This is a genomic window from Kribbella soli (genome assembly GCF_004331345.1).
Classification (GTDB): Bacteria; Actinomycetota; Actinomycetes; order Propionibacteriales; family Kribbellaceae; genus Kribbella; species Kribbella soli.
This window is the reverse complement of record NZ_SJJZ01000005.1, coordinates 601,697-617,848: the sequence shown is the minus strand read 5'-3', so window position 1 is coordinate 617,848 and position 16,152 is coordinate 601,697. Positions and strand designations below refer to the sequence as shown.

The 16,152-nt window shown below is 68.1% G+C and carries 19 protein-coding genes; 5 read left to right on the top strand and 14 right to left on the bottom strand.

Annotated features, from left to right (window positions below; all coding sequences use genetic code 11):
- Window positions 1-36: 36 nt before the first annotated feature.
- Window positions 37-726 (bottom strand): C39 family peptidase, encoded by a 690-nt coding sequence (locus E0H45_RS38680; RefSeq protein ID WP_202872722.1) that lies wholly within the window; start codon window positions 724-726, stop codon window positions 37-39.
- Window positions 727-823: 97 nt separating this feature from the next.
- Complete coding sequence (locus E0H45_RS38675) at window positions 824-1,720, bottom strand: LLM class flavin-dependent oxidoreductase (RefSeq protein ID WP_202872721.1); 897 nt, start codon at window positions 1,718-1,720, stop codon at window positions 824-826.
- A 62-nt stretch (window positions 1,721-1,782) separates the two neighbouring features.
- Here E0H45_RS38675 and E0H45_RS38670 point away from each other — a divergent pair, with 62 nt between their 5' ends.
- Window positions 1,783-2,187, top strand: coding sequence for a MarR family winged helix-turn-helix transcriptional regulator (locus E0H45_RS38670; protein ID WP_131347076.1), 405 nt, complete (start codon window positions 1,783-1,785; stop codon window positions 2,185-2,187).
- Window positions 2,188-2,215: 28 nt separating this feature from the next.
- Complete coding sequence (locus E0H45_RS38665; RefSeq protein WP_131347074.1) at window positions 2,216-3,181, top strand: LLM class flavin-dependent oxidoreductase; 966 nt, start codon at window positions 2,216-2,218, stop codon at window positions 3,179-3,181.
- On the opposite strand, the gene E0H45_RS38660 is transcribed toward E0H45_RS38665, so the two are convergent.
- From E0H45_RS38660 to rpsB, 6 genes are all read right to left on the bottom strand, one after another.
- A complete protein-coding gene (locus tag E0H45_RS38660) occupies window positions 3,171-3,761 on the bottom strand; it encodes a GNAT family N-acetyltransferase (RefSeq protein ID WP_131347072.1) in 591 nt (196 codons plus the stop codon). The two genes, E0H45_RS38665 and E0H45_RS38660, sit on opposite strands and share 11 nt — an antisense overlap.
- Window positions 3,758-4,606, bottom strand: coding sequence for a phosphatidate cytidylyltransferase (locus tag E0H45_RS38655; RefSeq protein ID WP_131347070.1), 849 nt, complete (start codon window positions 4,604-4,606; stop codon window positions 3,758-3,760). Before E0H45_RS38655 ends, E0H45_RS38660 begins: the two co-directional genes overlap by 4 nt.
- Window positions 4,606-5,160, bottom strand: a complete 555-nt coding sequence (gene frr / locus E0H45_RS38650) for a ribosome recycling factor (protein ID WP_202872736.1) — start codon at window positions 5,158-5,160, stop codon at window positions 4,606-4,608. Before frr ends, E0H45_RS38655 begins: the two co-directional genes overlap by 1 nt.
- A 145-nt stretch (window positions 5,161-5,305) precedes the next feature.
- Window positions 5,306-6,067, bottom strand: a complete 762-nt coding sequence (pyrH, locus tag E0H45_RS38645) for a UMP kinase (protein ID WP_238155639.1) — start codon at window positions 6,065-6,067, stop codon at window positions 5,306-5,308.
- A gap of 63 nt (window positions 6,068-6,130) precedes the next feature.
- Window positions 6,131-6,949 carry a translation elongation factor Ts gene (gene tsf, locus E0H45_RS38640; RefSeq protein ID WP_131347066.1) on the bottom strand — a complete coding sequence of 273 codons (819 nt, stop codon included), beginning with the start codon at window positions 6,947-6,949 and terminating at the stop codon, window positions 6,131-6,133.
- 111 nt (window positions 6,950-7,060) lie between these two features.
- Window positions 7,061-8,080, bottom strand: coding sequence for a 30S ribosomal protein S2 (gene rpsB / locus E0H45_RS38635; protein ID WP_131347064.1), 1,020 nt, complete (start codon window positions 8,078-8,080; stop codon window positions 7,061-7,063).
- A gap of 286 nt (window positions 8,081-8,366) precedes the next feature.
- Between rpsB and E0H45_RS38630 the strand changes: the two genes are divergently transcribed.
- Window positions 8,367-9,008, top strand: coding sequence for a M23 family metallopeptidase (locus E0H45_RS38630; RefSeq protein ID WP_131347062.1), 642 nt, complete (start codon window positions 8,367-8,369; stop codon window positions 9,006-9,008).
- A gap of 3 nt (window positions 9,009-9,011) precedes the next feature.
- On the opposite strand, the gene E0H45_RS38625 is transcribed toward E0H45_RS38630, so the two are convergent.
- Genes E0H45_RS38625 through E0H45_RS38615 form a run of 3 tightly spaced genes read right to left on the bottom strand, consistent with a single transcriptional unit; the run spans window position 9,012 to window position 10,935 of the window.
- Complete coding sequence (locus tag E0H45_RS38625) at window positions 9,012-9,410, bottom strand: VOC family protein (protein WP_131347060.1); 399 nt, start codon at window positions 9,408-9,410, stop codon at window positions 9,012-9,014.
- A 51-nt stretch (window positions 9,411-9,461) separates the two neighbouring features.
- Window positions 9,462-9,941: an RrF2 family transcriptional regulator gene (locus E0H45_RS38620; RefSeq protein ID WP_131291929.1), complete on the bottom strand. Its 480-nt coding sequence runs from the start codon at window positions 9,939-9,941 to the stop codon at window positions 9,462-9,464.
- Between the two features lie 52 nt (window positions 9,942-9,993).
- On the bottom strand, window positions 9,994-10,935 hold the full coding sequence (locus tag E0H45_RS38615) for a tyrosine recombinase XerC (RefSeq protein ID WP_131347057.1): 942 nt from the start codon (window positions 10,933-10,935) through the stop codon (window positions 9,994-9,996).
- Window positions 10,936-11,071: 136 nt separating this feature from the next.
- Here E0H45_RS38615 and E0H45_RS38610 point away from each other — a divergent pair, with 136 nt between their 5' ends.
- Window positions 11,072-12,709, top strand: a complete 1,638-nt coding sequence (locus tag E0H45_RS38610) for an APC family permease (protein WP_131347055.1) — start codon at window positions 11,072-11,074, stop codon at window positions 12,707-12,709.
- 33 nt (window positions 12,710-12,742) lie between these two features.
- Here E0H45_RS38610 and E0H45_RS42715 read toward each other — a convergent pair whose 3' ends face one another.
- Window positions 12,743-13,723, bottom strand: a complete 981-nt coding sequence (locus E0H45_RS42715) for a VOC family protein (protein ID WP_165546751.1) — start codon at window positions 13,721-13,723, stop codon at window positions 12,743-12,745.
- Window positions 13,724-13,985: 262 nt separating this feature from the next.
- On the opposite strand from E0H45_RS42715, the gene E0H45_RS38600 reads away from it, so the two are divergent.
- Window positions 13,986-14,231 carry a DUF2200 family protein gene (locus tag E0H45_RS38600; RefSeq protein WP_238155638.1) on the top strand — a complete coding sequence of 82 codons (246 nt, stop codon included), beginning with the start codon at window positions 13,986-13,988 and terminating at the stop codon, window positions 14,229-14,231.
- 13 nt (window positions 14,232-14,244) lie between these two features.
- Here E0H45_RS38600 and E0H45_RS38595 read toward each other — a convergent pair whose 3' ends face one another.
- Together E0H45_RS38595 and dprA are read right to left on the bottom strand one after the other, a co-directional pair.
- The gene (locus E0H45_RS38595) at window positions 14,245-14,883 is read right to left on the bottom strand and encodes a VOC family protein (protein ID WP_131347053.1); all 639 of its coding nucleotides are present in this window, start codon (window positions 14,881-14,883) and stop codon (window positions 14,245-14,247) included.
- A gap of 96 nt (window positions 14,884-14,979) precedes the next feature.
- Complete coding sequence (gene dprA, locus E0H45_RS38590) at window positions 14,980-16,071, bottom strand: DNA-processing protein DprA (protein ID WP_238155637.1); 1,092 nt, start codon at window positions 16,069-16,071, stop codon at window positions 14,980-14,982.
- Window positions 16,072-16,152: the final 81 nt, after the last annotated feature.

Below are 16,152 nucleotides of genomic sequence, written 5' to 3'. Positions count from 1 at the left end.
GCATATACGCGCCAGAAACCCTCCTAGGTCCTGCGGTCAGGCCGAGTAGCCCTTCGGCGGGATGAGGGTGGCTAGTTGGTTGAAGGTCAGCCAGTACGTCGCGGTCGGGGCGAAGCCGGCCGGGTCGGCGATCAGGACGGTCTGGTCGCTGTCGTCGTACCCGATCACCGTGAAGTAGTGGTAGATCGTGTAGTTCGGGTAGCCCGGCGGGTGGTTGCTGGCCGGGGCGACGATGTTGGCGACGATCGGGTAGTTGTTGTCGATGTCGAGGACGACGTCCCGCCAGAGCAGATCGCGCTGCGCCTGGGTGGGCGGGTCGTTCGGCATCTCCTTGGTCTCGTACCAGCCGGTGCCGAGGTGGTTGTTGAGCACCGGGGTGACCTGGCCGATCCAATCGGTGCCGTTGGTTGTGGTCGGCAACTCGTTGGCCAGTTGCTGCTGGCTCGGCGGCGAGATCCGGGCCGAGAGCGCGATCCGGGTCGCGGCCGGGCCACACCAGTAGCCGGTCTGCTGGTACTGGAAGTCGATGTTCAGCGTCTTGACGGTCTGCGTCGAGTAGCCGAGCTTCGGGACCGGCTTGGCCGCCGCTACCGCTTCAGCCGAGACGGTGTGTGTGGCCGGCGCGGCGGCGCCGGTGGCAGTCGGTGCGGCAGCCAGAGGCACGGCCGCGGCAGCGATCAGGGCGAGACCGCCGAGGGCGGCCTTGAACTTCGTCGTGGGGGTCATGTCAGCTCCTCACTGGACGACCGGGGCGGATCGTCCTGTGTTTGATCCTGACACAACGCGTTGCTCTGCGGTGAAAAAATCACCACTCGTTTCCATCTCAGTGGAAAGGGTCGATGATTTCGCGGACCAGCCAGCGCACAGCCCGCTCCGGGTACGGGCGAGGCAGCGAGAGCACGATGTGGTCGAAGCCGAGTTCAACGGCTTTTCGTACGATCGCCCGGGTCTCGGCCGGGTCGTCGTACGAGACGATCTGCTGCAGCGAGCGGCTGAGCGTCGACGGATCGCGTCCGAGCCGCTCGCATTCCGCGTCCAAGCGGCGTACCCGATCGGCGAGGGTGTCGAAGTCGACGTGCGGCGGGCCGCTGATGTTCCAGGTGTCGGCGTGCTCCGCGACGAGCCGCAGCATGCGGTTGCCCCAGCCGCCGATCAGCAGCGGCGGGCCACCTTTTTGAACCGGTTTCGGCGCATTGCGGGTCCGCTCGAGCGTGTTGTACCGGCCGTGGAAGTCGAACTCGTCCTCCGTCCACATCCGGCGCAGGATCTCGATCGTTTCGCGCAGGCGGTCGACCCCTTCACCCGGCGGCACGAGCGTCAGCCCATAGGCGGCGTACTCCTCGATCGCCGGATTCGGGCCCGGGATGCCGCTCAGACCGGCCGGTTGGTGGGTGCCTCCGGCGCCGAGGCCCATGATCAGCCGGCCGCCGGAGATCACGTCCAGCGTGCTGGCGATCTTGCCGAGCACGGCCGGCGGGCGGATCCGGTTGCTGGTGACGAGCAGGCCGAGACGAAGCCTCGTGGTTTGCGCGGCGAGCGCGGTCAGCAGGGTCCAGCCCTCGAGTACGTCGCCGACCTTCGGACCGGCGAGCGGGAGGAAGTGGTCCCAGAGCCAGGCGTCGCGGATCTGCGGCACCTCGTCGGCCTCGAGCCAGACACGGCGGATATCGGCGTACGGGACGTGCATCGGGGTGGTCTTCAGACCGAAGGTCGGTTCCATAATCGTCAGGGTAACTGATGATCAGCATTCCTGACGATCAGTTGCCCGGTAGATTTGACGGTATGGCGTCCGACCGGCTGGGGTACCTGCTCAAACACGTCCTCGCGCAGCTCACCGAAGCGCAGACGTCAGCGTTGGCGCCGCACGGCCTGAACGGGCGTGACCTGGCGGTGCTGGCGGCGATCGTGTCCGGTGAGCCGCTGTCGCAGCTCGAGGTCGCCGCGCGGCTGCGGGTGGACCGGACGTCGATCGGCGATCTGCTGGACGGGCTCGAGGAACGCGGCTTCGTCGAACGCCGGCGCAGCCCGGAGGATCGGCGGCGGAACGTCGTCGTACTGACGTCGCTGGGCGAGTCCACATTCGAGACCGCGGAGCGGATCCGGTTGGAGGTGGAGCGGGAGTTCCTCGCTCCCCTGTCCTCCGCGGACCGTTTCCGCGACGACCTGAGGTTGCTGCTCGGGGAATGAGCGCTCCGGCGGACAGGTTGGACTCTGCATGCTTTCCGTCCCGCTGTCAGTCCTGGACCGCTCCCGGACTCGAGTAGGCGAGTCAGAGGCGGAGACACTGCGCGCGACCGTGGAGATGGCGCAGCAGGTGGAAGAGCTTGGCTACAAGCGTTTCTGGGTGTCGGAGCACCACAGCGTGCCAGGGGTGGTCGGCTCTGCGCCGACAGTGCTCGCTGCGGCTGTTGCCGCTCGCACGGATCGGATCCGCGTCGGCACGGGCGGAGTGATGCTGCCGAACCACAAGCCCCTGGTCGTGGCGGAGCAGTTCGGCGTACTGGAGTCGCTGTACCCGGGCCGGATCGACATGGGCCTCGGCCGCTCGGTCGGCTTCACCAACGGCGTACGGCGGGCTCTTGGTGTCGAGAAGGACGCGGCGGACGACTTCACCGCGCAGGTCCGCGAGCTCCTCGGGTACCTCGCCGGTACGTCGAATGACCAGGTTCATGCGCGACCGGGTGAGGGACTGCGCATCCCGCCGTTCGTTCTCGCCGTCGGCGAAGGTGCGACGATCGCGGCGTCGCTGGGACTCCCCGTGGTGCTGGCCGCTCGCTCGGACTCGGCCGACCTGCTCGAGGATTACCGGAGGACCTTCCGGCCGTCCGCCTGGGCGTCGGAGCCGTACGTCATCCTCGCGGTCACCGCTGCGGTAGCCGACTCCACCGAGGCAGCGCGAGAGCTCTTGTTGCCGGAGGCATGGGCCAGCGCGTACTCACGTACCCGTGGCGTGTTCCCTCCGCTGCAGCCCGACGTACCGGACGAAATGACCGCGCGCGAGCAGGAATTCTTCGAGAACGCGCTCCGCGGTCAGATCTACGGCACGCCCGCCGACGTCGACGAGGCGCTGAACGATCTGGTACGCCGTACCGCTGCCGACGAACTGCTGATCACCACGAACACCTACGACCGCGCCGCGCTGCTGGCGACCTACGCGGCGCTGGCGAAGCTCACCGGTTGATCCGGTCCTCGAGCCGCTTCCGCACATCCGGCCACTCGTCGGCCAGGATCGAGAACACCACCGTGTCCCGGAACGAGCCGTCGGCCGTGCGCATGTGCCGCCGCAGCACGCCCTCGCGGGTCGCTCCGAGCTTCGCGATCGCCGCCTGCGACCGAGTGTTCTTCGAGCCGGTCTGGATCTTCACGCGCCCGAATCCACAGTCCTCGAAGGCGTGCTCGAGCAGCAGCAGCTTGGCCGCCGGGTTGACTGCGGTCCCCCAGACGGCCGGCGCGTAGCCGGTGTAGCCGAGGTGGATCCGCTCGTTCGCCACGTCGACGTCGGCGAGGCTCGACGTACCGACGACGGTGCCATCGGCAACCAAGCGGACGATGTACGCGAACCGCTTGGCCGCGGCCGGGATCCACTTCGCGCGCATGTCCTCAGCGCTGGCCGGCATCGCGGCGAGACCGCCGCCGAAGCCGCCCACGTACACCTGCTCGTTGGCGATCGCGGCGTACAACTCGTCGATGTCGGACTCCTGCAACCGGTCCAGGCGTACGACGTCGCCGACCAGGGAGCGTCCGTCCGGTGCGACCGTCATGCCTTCACCAGCAGGTGCAGGAGGAGCCAGACGACCGGCGCGGTCGCGAGGAGCGAGTCCAGCCGGTCCATCACGCCGCCGTGACCGGGCAGCAGGTTCGACATGTCCTTGATCCCCAGGTCGCGCTTGATCATCGACTCGCCGAGGTCACCGACCGTCGCCGTCAGGACGGCGACAGCGCCCACGATCGCTCCGACCCACCAGTCGCCGTCCAGCAGGAAGACGACCGAGGCGATACCGGCGCCGATGCACGCGAGCGTCGAACCGGCGAAGCCCTCCCAGGACTTCTTCGGGCTGATCGTCGGCGCCATCGGGTGCTTGCCGAACAGCACACCGGCCGCGTAACCGCCGACGTCACTGGCGACTACGACCACGAAGAACGTGACCACGCGCCCGGGGCCGTCCGCATCCGGCTGGACCAGCAGGATCGCGAACCCGGCCAGCAGCGGCACGTAGCCGATCAGGAACACCCCGGCGCTCACGTCCCGGACGAACCCGATCGACCCGCCCGGCATCCGCCAGAAGATCGTCCCGAGCACAGTGATCCCGAGCGCGACGAGCAGCGCCATCGGTCCACCGAAGTACGCCGCCACCAGCATCGCCGTCGTACCGACGAACAGCGGGACCCGCGGGATCATCGCCCCGCCGGTGCGCAGCGCCTTGATCATCTCGTCGACGGCAATCAGGACGACGGCCAGCACCAGAACGGTGAACAGGACCTTCTGCCAGTACAGCGATCCGAGGATCAGTGCGCCGAGCCCGACTCCCACCGCGATCGCCGCGGGCAAATTACGCCCGGCACGGCTCGGGCTGGGACTCGGCGCGGGCGTGCTGTCGACGCCCATCACACCTCGAGCAGTTCGGCTTCCTTGTGCTTGAGCAGGTCGTCGATGGAGTCGACGAACTTCTTCGTCAACCCGTCGAGCCGCTTCTCAGCACTCTTGCCCTCGTCCTCGCCGGCGTCACCGTCCTTGACGGTCTTGTGCACCTGGTCCATGGCGTGCCGGCGGATGTTGCGGACCGAGACCTTGGCCTCCTCGGCCTTGGTCTTCGCGACCTTGATGTACTCCTTGCGGCGCTCCTCGGTCAGCGCCGGCATCACGACCCGGATCACCGCGCCGTCGTTGCCCGGGTTCACACCCAGGTCCGAGTCGCGGATCGCCTTCTCGATCGCCGTCATCGCACCCTTGTCGTACGGCGAGATCAGCACGGTCCGGGGCTCCGGCACCTGGAAACCGGCCAGCTGCTGCAGCGGGGTCGGGCTGCCGTAGTAGTCGGCCAGAATGCCGGCGAACATCTGCGGGTGCGCCCGGCCGGTGCGGATCGCGGCGAAGTCGTCCTTCGCAACCTCCACGGCCTTCGACATCTTCTGCTCGGCATCGCGGAGAGCTTCGTCGATCACGACATTCCTCGCTTCCTCTGGGCCACCTCGGCGCGGCCACACTCCTACCCTACGAACGCGGGTCTACCAGATAACGGACATCCACCCGTGTTCGACGATCCTAGTCGTACACGCCGGTACCGAATACGCCGGGTACGCCGGGTTACTGCCCCTGGGAGACGACCGTGCCGATCTTCTCGCCGTGGATCACCCGGGCGATGTTGCCCTCCTCGAGACCGAAGATCACGATCGGCAGCGCGTTGTCGCGGGCCAGGCTGATCGCGGTCGCGTCGGCGACCCGGAGCCCGCGGGCCAGGAAGTCGTCGTACGACAACTGGTCGAACTTCACCGCGTCCGGGTTCTTCTTCGGGTCGGAGTCGTAGACACCGTCCACGCCCTGCTTGCCCATCAGCAGCGCCTCGGCGCCGACCTCCAGCGCGCGCTGGGCGGCGACCGTGTCGGTGGAGAAGTACGGCATACCGGAGCCGGCGCCGAAGATGACCACGCGGCCCTTCTCCAGGTGCCGCTCAGCCTTGCGCGGGATGTACGGCTCGGCGACCTGGCCCATCGTGATCGCGGTCTGCACCCGCGTCTCGATACCGAGCTTCTCCAGGAAGTCCTGCAGCGCCAGGCAGTTCATCACGGTGCCGAGCATGCCCATGTAGTCGGCGCGGTTCCGCTCCATGCCGCGCTGCTGGAGCTCGGCGCCGCGGAAGAAGTTGCCGCCGCCGACCACGACGGCGACCTGCACGCCCGACCGCGCCACGTCCGCGATCTGCTTGGCGATCGAGTTCACCACATCGGGGTCGACGCCGAGCTTGCCGCCGCCGAACACCTCCCCCGACAGCTTCAGCAGCACGCGGTGGTAGGCGGGCGAGGACGGCGAAGAGGCCGGACTCGTCTCGGTACCCAGGGTTTCCGTCACGATTCCGGCCTCCTCGTTCGTTGCCTGTGCTTCGATGCCCGTGCGCTCAGATCCTTCGCGGGATCAGGCGCCGACCTCGAAGCGGGCGAACCGCTTCACGGTGACACCGGCGGCGTCGAGCACAGCCTTCACGCTCTTCTTGTTCTCCGTGACCGACGGCTGCTCGAGCAGCACGACGTCCTTGAAGAAGCCGTTCACCCGGCCCTCGACGATCTTCGGCAGGGCGCCTTCCGGCTTGCCCTCCTCGCGCGCGGTCGCCTCGGCGATCCGCTTCTCGTTCTCGACCGTTTCGGCCGGGACCTCGTCGCGCGTGGTGTACAGCGGGCGCATCGCGGCGGCCTGCATGGCGGCGCCACGGGCGGCCTCCACGTTGTCGCCCTCGAACTCGACCAGTACGCCGACCTGGGCCGGCAGGTCCGCGGCGCGCTTGTGCATGTACGCCGTGACCTTGCCGTCGAAGACGGCCACCTTGCCGAGCTCCAGCTTCTCGCCGATGACCGCGGCCAGCGCCTCGATGTTCTCGGCGACCGACTTGCCGTCGGTCAGCTTCTCGCTGAGCAGACCCTCGACGTCGCCGACCTTGCTCGCCGAAGCGTGCGCGACGATGTCGGCGGCCAGCTGCTGGAACTGCTCGTTCTTGGCGACGAAGTCAGTCTCGCAGTTCAGCTGGACCAGAGCGTTCTCCGCCGCGGCCACCAGGCCGTTGGTGGCGGACCGCTCGGCGCCGCGCTTGGCCGCCTTGGCCGCGCCGTGGATGCGCAGCTCCTCGATCGCCTTCTCGAAGTCGCCGTCGGTGCTCTCGAGCGCCTTCTTCGCGTCCATCATGCCCGCGCCGGTAGCGTCGCGGAGCTTCTTCACGTCAGCGGCGGTGTAGTTCGCCATTCCTCGATCTCTCGTCTTGTTCTGATGCGGCTGGGTGGGCGGGCAGCGCCGGCGGTCGGGCCGCGGCAGCTGGTGCCGCCCGGGATCGACCCGGGCGGCATCAGCGGGCTGTCAGGCCTCGTCGGCCTTCGGGGCGTCGTCGTCCTTCTTCGCCTCGGTGACCTCGGCGTCGGTCGCGACCGGCTCGGTCAGGACCTCCTCGGCAGCCGGAGCGGCCTCGGTGACCTCAGCGGCCGGAGCGGCCTCGGTGACCTCAGCGGCCGGAGCGGCCTCGGTGACCTCAGCAGCCGGGGCAGCCTCAGCCACCGGGGCAGCCTCAGCGGCCTTGGCGGTCTCGGTGGCCTTGGCGGTGCCGTTCTGGCTCTCCAGCAGCTCGCGCTCCCAGGCGGCCATCGGCTCTTCCTGGCCCAGCTCCTCGCCGGCGGCGGCGGCGCCCTGGCCGGAGCGGCCCATCAGGCCGTCGGCGACGGCGTCGGCGACGACCCGCGTGAGCAGGCCGACCGAGCGGATCGCGTCGTCGTTCCCCGGAATCGGGTAGTCGACCTCGTCCGGGTCGCAGTTGGTGTCCAGGATGCCGATGATCGGCAGCTTCAGCTTGCGCGCCTCGTCGACGGCGAGGTGCTCCTTCTTGGTGTCCACGATCCACACGGCGGCCGGAACCCGGGCCATGTCGCGGATACCGCCGAGGGTCTTGAGCAGCTTGTCGTGCTCGCGACGCTTCTGCAGCAGCTCCTTCTTGGTGACACCGGAGGCGGCGACGTCGTCGAAGTCGATGAGCTCGAGCTCCTTGAGCCGCTGCAGCCGCTTGTTCACCGTCTGGAAGTTCGTCAGCATGCCGCCCAGCCAGCGCTGGTTCACGTACGGCATCCCGACGCGCGTCGCCTGCTCGGCGATCGCTTCCTGGGCCTGCTTCTTGGTGCCGACGAACAGGATCGCCCCGCCGGACGCCACGGTGCTACGCACGAACTCGTACGCGCGGTCGATGTAGGACAGCGACTGCTGCAGGTCGATGATGTAGATGCCGTTGCGCTCGGTGAGGATGTAGCGCTTCATCTTGGGGTTCCAGCGCCGGGTCTGGTGCCCGAAGTGCACGCCGCTCTCGAGCAGCTGCTTCATGGTCACGACGGCCATGAGGTGGTCTCCTTTGGCGACCCGGCTGATGCGTCCGGGTCTACTCGGTTGTCTCGCGTCGGATCGGGTGATCCGCAGCTCCTGATGCCCGTCGCGCCGGTCCGCCCGGACAGCTCCGGGACCGCTGGAACGCCGCACTTGTGCGGGCATGCGTAGTCGCCCCATTCACATGGGGCGCCACCGGAAGTGTACGGGACCACCAGCACCCGACGCGAACCGGCCCCGGTTGTCCACAATTCCGCGATCGCCGGTCCACAGCCACCCCGAAACCGGCATCTTCCCTGGCATGAACCTCGCCCTGCTCCCCCTCGCCGCCCCGCCCCCGCCACCCACACCCAGCCCACCGCTGCAGGCCATCGCGGCCTGGCCGCTCCAACCCCGCCCGGACGTCGTGCGCGGCTTCGAGCTGCCCGCGAAACCCTGGCTGCCCGGCCATCGCGGCGTCGACCTCGCCGGCCACCCCGGCCAACCCGTCCTCGCAGCCACCCCAGGCACGATCACGTACGCCGGTGCACTCGCCGGCCGTGGCGTCATCACGATCACCACCGGCCCCCTCCGTACGACGTATGAACCGGTCATCCCCGAGGTCTCGGTCGGAGCCACCGTCAAGACCGGCACCGTCATCGGCCGCCTGTCCGCCGCGGGCTCGCACTGCCTGCCCAGATCCTGCCTGCACTGGGGCCTGCTCCAGGGCAAGCAGTACCTCAACCCCCTGACCCTGCTCCCCAACCGCCCCGTCCGCCTGCTCCCACTCACCGAAGAACGGACCCGATCAGCCGGGCAAGCACCACGCGGCACGTCGCCTGATCTGTCGCCTGACCCGGCATCCGAGGTCCCGCCGGACAGCAACCGGCGCGCGGCCAAGCTCGTCATCGCCGCCACCGCAGCCCTGACACTCACCGCCGGCCTGCTGATCAGACGCGAATGAGCCTTACTCGTGCGGCAGGTTCAACTGCCACGACACCCCGTACCGGTCGTTGACCCACCCGAACTTCTTGCTGAACCCGTAGTCACCCAGCGGCATCAACGCGCCCCCGCCCTCGACCAGCGCGCCGTACAGCCGGTCGAGTTCCGCCTCGTCCGCACAGTCCACGAACAGCGACATCGAAGGAGTGAAGGTGAAGCCATGGTGCTGATAGCTGTCGCTGCACATGAACTGCTGCCCGGCCAGCCGGAACACGGCCACCGTCACAGACCCCTCGGGACCCGGCCCGTCGGCGCCGTACTTGACCATCGACACGACCTCGGCGTCCTTGAACAGCGACAGGTAGAAGGTCATCGCCTGCTCCGCGCCGCCCTCGAACATGAGGAACGTCTTGATCTGCTGCATCACTCATCTCCTACAGTCGCGACTTATATAAGTCACGACTGTAACACGGGCTCAGCTGCCCGGAACCCGGGCCTGCCAGGCGTCCTCGTCCCGCGAGCGGCGCTCGACGCCGGCCGGGAGCTTGTTCTTGGCGAGGTCGATCAGCGTGGTGTTCTCGAGTACGTCCCGGAGGCTCGCGCGGGCGGCGATCCAGACCCGCTGCAGGACGACCGCGTGCTCGTTGTACGAGACGCTCTCCGGCCGGACGCCCGAGATGCTCACGATCGGGCCGTCGACCGCGCGCATCACGTCGGCGACGGAGATCTCGTTGGGGTCGACGGCCAGCCGCCAGCCACCCGACTGTCCACGCTGGCTGGACAGGACGCCGGCGCGCCGCAGATCGGCCAGGATGCCCTGCAGGAAGCCGTGCGGAATGCCCTGCGCCCGGCTCAGCTCCTCGGCCGACACCACAGCAGCATCGCCGGCCACCCACCGCTGGGTGATCTCGATCAGAGCTCGCAACGCATAGTCAGACTTCGCCGAAACCCGCATGTCCCGCAGTCTGCCGCATCCTGGCACCCACGCGCCGCATCCCCTGCCAGTGTCATGCCCTGGGGTGGGCCTGCTGGTAGGCCTGACGGAGACGATCCGTGGAGACATGGGTGTAGACCTGGGTGGTCGCGAGCGACGCGTGCCCCAGGAGCTCCTGCACGCTCCTCAGGTCCGCTCCACCTTCCAGCAGATGCGTGGCCGCCGTGTGGCGCAGACCGTGCGGCGCGAGATCCGGTGCGTCGACGACAGCGATCCGCTCATGCACCATCCGCCGTACCGCCCGCTGATCGATCCGGCCGCCACGCGCCCCGAGAAAGGCCGCAGGCCCACTCCCTTCACGCGCCAACTTCGGCCGCGCCTCGACCAGCCACCGCTCGACCGCCTGCCCAGCCGGTACTCCGTACGGGACCGACCGCTCCTTCCGCCCTTTGCCGAAGACCCGTACGACGCGGCGCGAGTCGTCGATGTCGTCGACGTCGAGAGCGCACAGCTCGCCGACCCGGATCCCGGTCGCGTAGAGCAGTTCCATGATCGCGAGGTCACGCAGCCCGACCGGACTGCCGTCGTCCGCCGCGACCGCTGCGGCGTCGAGCACCGCGCGGGTATCGGCCTGACCGAGTACGCCCGGGAGGCTCTTGTGCGCCTTCGGACTGGCCAGCAACGCCCCGGGATCCGTACTGATCCGCCCGGTCCGCTGCGCCCAGGCGGTGAACACCCTTGCGGCCGTCGCCCGGCGGGCCATCGTGCTGCGGGATTTCCCGAGACTTTGCTGTTTGGCCAACCATGACCGCAGGCTCCGGATATCCAACTGCCCGAGATCATCGTGACCAAGCCGAATCAAATGTTCGAGTAAATCCGCGACATCTCCGATGTAGGCTCTCACCGAGTGAGTGCTGAGGTCTCTTTCCGCCGTCAGATGCCTTTCGTAGTCAGCCAGTAACACAGCGAAACCTTCCGGCCAGGAACGGTTTCCGCTGACTTCGTCCGGCGTCATACCTCGACGATGCGTGAGGTGGCCCTGCATCGCAAGCCACCGCGCGGAGACCGAGGAGAGGAGGGCTGGTCGATAGCCCAACGGTCGACTACTGTTCGGCCCGATTGCCCTAGTAGCAACGGAGGCACCCCTGACCATGGCCCCCTCAGCGAACGGACAGACCGTAGGCCGGCGCCTGCCGGTCGAGTCGGCGTTCACTCGAGTCGAGGACGCGCGGCACCGTCTGCCGCGTTTGTTCGGTCGTCGCGACCTGGTTGTACTTGGCCTGGGCGTGATGATCGGCTCCGGCATTTTCAGCATCAGCGGCGTGCAGGCGGCAAATGTCGCCGGACCGGCAGTGATCCTGTCGTTCGTCATCGCCGCGATCGTCTGTCTGCTGGCCGCGGCCTGTTACGCCGAACTGTCGTCCACCATCCCGGTTTCCGGTAGCGCGTACACGTTCAGCTACGTCACCTTCGGCGAAGCGTGGGCGTGGCTGGTCGGCTGGGCGCTCGTGCTCGAACTCGTCACCGCGGCGGCGATCGTCGCCCGGGTCTGGTCGGCGTACTTCCTGGCCACGCTGGACGGCTTCGGAGTGACACTGCCTGACGGAGTGGCGCAGTTCTTCGGTCCCTCGGCCAAATTGAACCTCGTGGCCCCGCTGCTGCTGCTGATCCTGACCGCGCTGATCGTGACCGGCACCAAACTCTCCTCCCGCGTGCTGACCGTCGTCGTGATCGCGAAGGTCGCGGTGATCCTGCTGGTGGTGATCGTCGGTGCCGCCCACATCAACATGGACAACTACCACCCGTTCGTGCCGCCGGCCCGCGCCGCGCCCGCGACCGCGAGCCCGACGTTGCTGGGCTGGATCCTGGACTCGTCGTTCGGCTCGTTCGGGACCATGGGCATCTTCACCGCCGCGAGCACGATCGTGTTCGCCTACATCGGCTTCGACCTGATCGCGACCGCGTCCGAGGACGCCCGCAGCCCGCGCAAGACCGTCCCGCAGGGCATGCTGCTCGGCGTGGGCGCGGTGACGATCCTCTACATCGCGATGGCGGTCGTCCTGGTCGGCATGCGCCCGTACGGCAAGCTGGGCGGCGGCGCACCGGTCTCCGAAGCAATGGCCGCGGTCGGGGTCGGGTGGGCCGCGAAGGTGGTCAACCTGGGTGCGTTGCTCGCGTTGATGACGGTGATCATGGTGGTCCTCATCGCGCAGAGCCGGGTGCTGTTCAACATGGGCCGTGACGGCCTGCTCCCGAAGAGCCTCGGTCGGGTCAGCCGCGTGTACTCCTCCCCCGCCCGCGCCGCCGGCTTCGCAGGCCTCGCCGCGGTGGCGCTCACGCTCTATCCAAAGGTCCTCGAGCTCGAGGAGCTGCTGGTGATCGGCGCCCTGTTCTGCTTCGCGTTCTGCGCGGTCGGCGTCCTCACGCTGCGTCGCTCGGAGCCCAACCTGGAGCGCGGCTTCCGGGTGCCGATGGTCCCGTTGATCCCGCTGCTGTCGCTCGCCGCCACGGTTTGGCTGATGCTGAACCTGAAGACCAGCACGTGGACGAAGTTCGGCATCTGGATGGTCATCGGCATCGCGATCTACGGCCTCTACGGCCGCTGGCACAGCCGCCTCGCCAACGAGGACAGCTGGGACTTCGACCTCGGCGACACCGACCCGGGCACGGGCGGCCTCCAGGCCATCCGCCCCGACCACGACCGCCCCACCGAACTCCGCGCCATCCGCACCCCACCCGAACAGCAACAACCCCAAAAACCCACCCGCGGCAAACACATGCGCAACTAACACCCCCGCCGACGCCGAAGACCGTCGCTCGGCTCATTCGCCCTTGTAACAAAGGCAGAACGGGTGGCCGGCCGGGTCGGCGTACACGGGGCAGCTGCCGCCCTGCGGCGGTAGCCGTGTTCCTCCGAGCCCGAGGGCGAGGCGTTCCTTCTCGATCCGGTCGTCGACGCCGATGTCGAAGTGCATCTGGGGCGGGTATTCGGGGTCGGGCCAGCGTGGTGGTTGGTAGTCGGGGACGCGCTGCAGGGCGAGCATCGGTAGCCGGTCGTCGTCGCGGGCGATCACGATCCGGTCGGGTGAGTCTTCGACCGTACGGGGCATGTCCAGCACGCCGCCCCAGAACCGGGCCAGCGGTAGCGGATCGGCGCAGTCGATCACCACACGGGCGAGTGTGCCGAATCGGTCCGTGGGTTTGGTGAGGCCGGGGTACAGGCAGAACGGATGACCGACCGGGTCGGCGTACACGCGCCAGCCGGGGAAGTCCTCCAACTTCGTCGCCCCGTGCTCCAGCACCGCGTGCTCGGCGGCCTCCAGGTCGGCGACGTGCACGTCGAGGTGGATCTGCGTCGGGTTTGCCGGGTCGCGCCAGCGTGGAGGGCGCATCCGGCCCTCGCCTGTCCCGATCCGTCCATCGGTGAGCATCGAGTAGAACGCGCGCAACTCGTCCTCTCGCTCCTCGGGGCAGCCCACGACGACCCAGAATCGTCCGTCCTGCTCGTCGGCGTCGACCGACGTACCGACGACCTTGGCGGCCTCGTCGAGCACCACGCTCACGAACGCCTGTCCACGGTTGCCGACCAGGACGACGTGGACCATCTGGTCGTTGACCTGCCGCGCACTGCTCACCGTCCGGTCCGAACCCGCGAGCTCATCCACTCTTGGCCGCCACGCCTCGGCGATCCACGGACCTGGATCCCATCCGACGAGACCGCTGACCGCGTTCGCCGCCCGTACGTCCGCCCGTTCCAACGCGTCGACCCACCGGCATGCGACTTCGACGAGATCCCGAGGCATCTCCGCAGTCTCACACCGGGCGGGCCACCCGCTCAACACTCGGCGAACCGATCGTCAAGGCAAGTCGGGTGGGCTGGTTCGCAGCTGCCGCCGCGGCCGTCAGCACCCGCCAGGAGCCAGCGGGCCTCTGACGCGCCGTGGTCCGGCGAGGCTTACGTTTGTCAGATGAGCCGAATCTTTACCGTCACTTTCGCGTCTGTGTATCCCCTGTATGTGACCAAGGTCGAAAAAGAAGGGACGCACGAAGGCCGAACTCGATCTGGTGATCGAATGGCTGACCGGTTTCGGCCCGGCGGCGTTGAAGGATCACCTGGCGGCGGGTACGACCTTCGAGGACTTCTTCGCCGAGGCACAAATCAACCCGCAGGCGTCGTCGATCACCGGAGTCATCTGCGGCGTACGCGTCGAAGACATCGAAGACCCACTGATGCAGAAGATCCGCTACCTCGACAAACTCGTCGACGAACTGGCCAAGGGCAAACCAATGGCCAAGATCCTGCGCCCATAGCCGGACCGCCGACTCATCGGCTCGTCAGATCTCCGTCAACCGTTGCCGGCATGGGCTCCCAGACGAATCCGTCCGGGTCGACGAAGTTGCCCGCGTCCCCGCTCAGGGCGATCCGGTGCGACCCGCTGCCGTCGATCGGTACGCCGGCGTCCTTCGCCAGGGCCTTCCGCCCGTACAGTCCCAGTTTGATCGGGCCTGTGGTGGCGAACTCGACGTACTTGCGCCCGAAGCTCCTCGCCACGGCCACCCCGTGGTCCACGTAGAATTTCTTGCTCACGGCAACATCAGCGCATCCGAGCAGCAGCACGACGGAGTCGATCGCGCGGGTCGCCGGACCGGTGTCCTTCTTCGCCGAGGTCGCCACCTTCCAGATCGTGCCGTCGGGCGCCTGGACAACACCGCCGTACCCCCACAGCGACTTGGTCACCGGCTTCACCACCGTCGCACCGGCATCCACCGCCGTCTCGAAGAGGCTGCTCACCGTACTCGGCTGAGCCACCGTCAACGACAACGTGAAGTCACGAAAACCAGTCGTTTCCGCGCTCGACTCACGCACCCGCACCTGCCCACTCAGCCCGAAGGCATCCGTGAGAAACCGCTCTGCCGACGCACGGTCAGCGACTTCCAGAACCACACTGTGAAGAGTTGTCATGTCTCCAACCTAGGGAGCCAGGCTGCGGCTTGCTTCTCGATTCCTGACCAGATCCGAACGGCTGAAGGTGGTTTCGTTGTGTTGGGCCCGTGGTTGTCACGGGGACCGCGGCGGTGGGGTGGGTGGTAGGCGCCAGCCGGTGGGGGTTTGGGTTATGAGGGTCAGGGTGGCGAGGGTTTGTAGGCATTGTTGGGTGGTGGGGAGGTCCAGGCCTGCGGTGCCGGCGATGCGGTCGGCGGGGGCTGGGTTGTGGACCGGGACGGCGTCCAGGGTTCGTTGGAGGTCGGGGTCGAGGGTGTCGGTGAGGGTTGGGGCGGCTCTCGGGGGCTGGGTGAGGTTCGTGCCGAAGGGCGAGATTGCTTCGATGATGTCGGCGACGTTGGTGGCCAGGACGGCGTTGCGTTCGCGGACCAGTAGGTGGCTGCCGGCGGACATGCGCGAGGTGATCGGGCCGGGGACGGCGAGGACGGGGCGGCCGCATTGTTCGGCCCAGCCGGCGGTGTTGAGGGCGCCGCTGCGTACTGCGGCTTCGATGACGACGGTGCCTTGGGTGATGGCGGCTATCAGTCGGTTGCGGGCGAGGAACCGGAGCTTGGTCGGGGCGCAGCTAGGCGGGAGTTCGGCGACGACGAGGCCGTCCTCGGCGATGCGGCTGAGCAAGGCGGAGTTGCGTTTCGGGTAGCTGACGTCCACGCCGCAGGCGAGGACCGCGATCGTTACGCCGGCGGCTGCGAGGGCTCCGCGGTGGGCGGCCGCGTCGATGCCGTAGGCGCCACCGGAGACGATGGTCAGGCCGTTGTCGGAGAGGCCGGAGGACAGTTCGGCGGATACGTGTTCGCCGTACGACGAGCAGGCGCGGGCGCCGACGATCGCGACGGCTCGGGTCACGGCGTCGCGGAGGTTCGCGCGGCCGCGGACCCAGAGGCCGAACGGTACGCCGGCGCGGCGGGTCAACTGACCGGCTTCTTCGAGGACTTCGACCTCGGCCGGCCATTCGTCGTCGCCGGGGATCACGAACCGTGCGCCGGCGGCCGCGGCTCGCTCCAGATCTCGGTGGGGGTCGGCCGTGGCGAGTCGGGTGGACCAACGCTCCAGGCCAGGGGCGTTGTGCTGGAGACGGTCCCAGATCTCCAACGGGGGCAGGCCGTCGAACGTCTTGAGCGCGGCGAGGTCACCCGGCTCGACCACCCGGGACAGACCCGCGCGAGCCAGACGCTCCTCATCTCCGTTGCCACCAGCAACCGACTCGCAATCGTCCGTTCCTCTCCC

Coding starts and splice junctions, on each gene's coding strand:
- E0H45_RS38670 (WP_131347076.1), top strand. CDS start 1,783: ATGGCGTCCGACCGGCTGGGGTACCTGCTCAAACACGTCCTCGCGCAG.
- rpsB (WP_131347064.1), bottom strand. CDS start 8,080: ATGGCCGTCGTGACCATGAAGCAGCTGCTCGAGAGCGGCGTGCACTTC.
- E0H45_RS38655 (WP_131347070.1), bottom strand. CDS start 4,606: ATGGGCGTCGACAGCACGCCCGCGCCGAGTCCCAGCCCGAGCCGTGCC.
- E0H45_RS38665 (WP_131347074.1), top strand. CDS start 2,216: ATGCTTTCCGTCCCGCTGTCAGTCCTGGACCGCTCCCGGACTCGAGTA.
- E0H45_RS38630 (WP_131347062.1), top strand. CDS start 8,367: ATGAACCTCGCCCTGCTCCCCCTCGCCGCCCCGCCCCCGCCACCCACA.
- E0H45_RS38620 (WP_131291929.1), bottom strand. CDS start 9,941: ATGCGGGTTTCGGCGAAGTCTGACTATGCGTTGCGAGCTCTGATCGAG.
- E0H45_RS38610 (WP_131347055.1), top strand. CDS start 11,072: ATGGCCCCCTCAGCGAACGGACAGACCGTAGGCCGGCGCCTGCCGGTC.
- E0H45_RS38660 (WP_131347072.1), bottom strand. CDS start 3,761: ATGACGGTCGCACCGGACGGACGCTCCCTGGTCGGCGACGTCGTACGC.
- E0H45_RS38595 (WP_131347053.1), bottom strand. CDS start 14,883: ATGACAACTCTTCACAGTGTGGTTCTGGAAGTCGCTGACCGTGCGTCG.
- E0H45_RS38625 (WP_131347060.1), bottom strand. CDS start 9,410: ATGCAGCAGATCAAGACGTTCCTCATGTTCGAGGGCGGCGCGGAGCAG.
- E0H45_RS38675 (WP_202872721.1), bottom strand. CDS start 1,720: ATGGAACCGACCTTCGGTCTGAAGACCACCCCGATGCACGTCCCGTAC.
- E0H45_RS38680 (WP_202872722.1), bottom strand. CDS start 726: ATGACCCCCACGACGAAGTTCAAGGCCGCCCTCGGCGGTCTCGCCCTG.
- E0H45_RS38615 (WP_131347057.1), bottom strand. CDS start 10,935: ATGACGCCGGACGAAGTCAGCGGAAACCGTTCCTGGCCGGAAGGTTTC.
- tsf (WP_131347066.1), bottom strand. CDS start 6,949: ATGGCGAACTACACCGCCGCTGACGTGAAGAAGCTCCGCGACGCTACC.
- E0H45_RS42715 (WP_165546751.1), bottom strand. CDS start 13,723: ATGCCTCGGGATCTCGTCGAAGTCGCATGCCGGTGGGTCGACGCGTTG.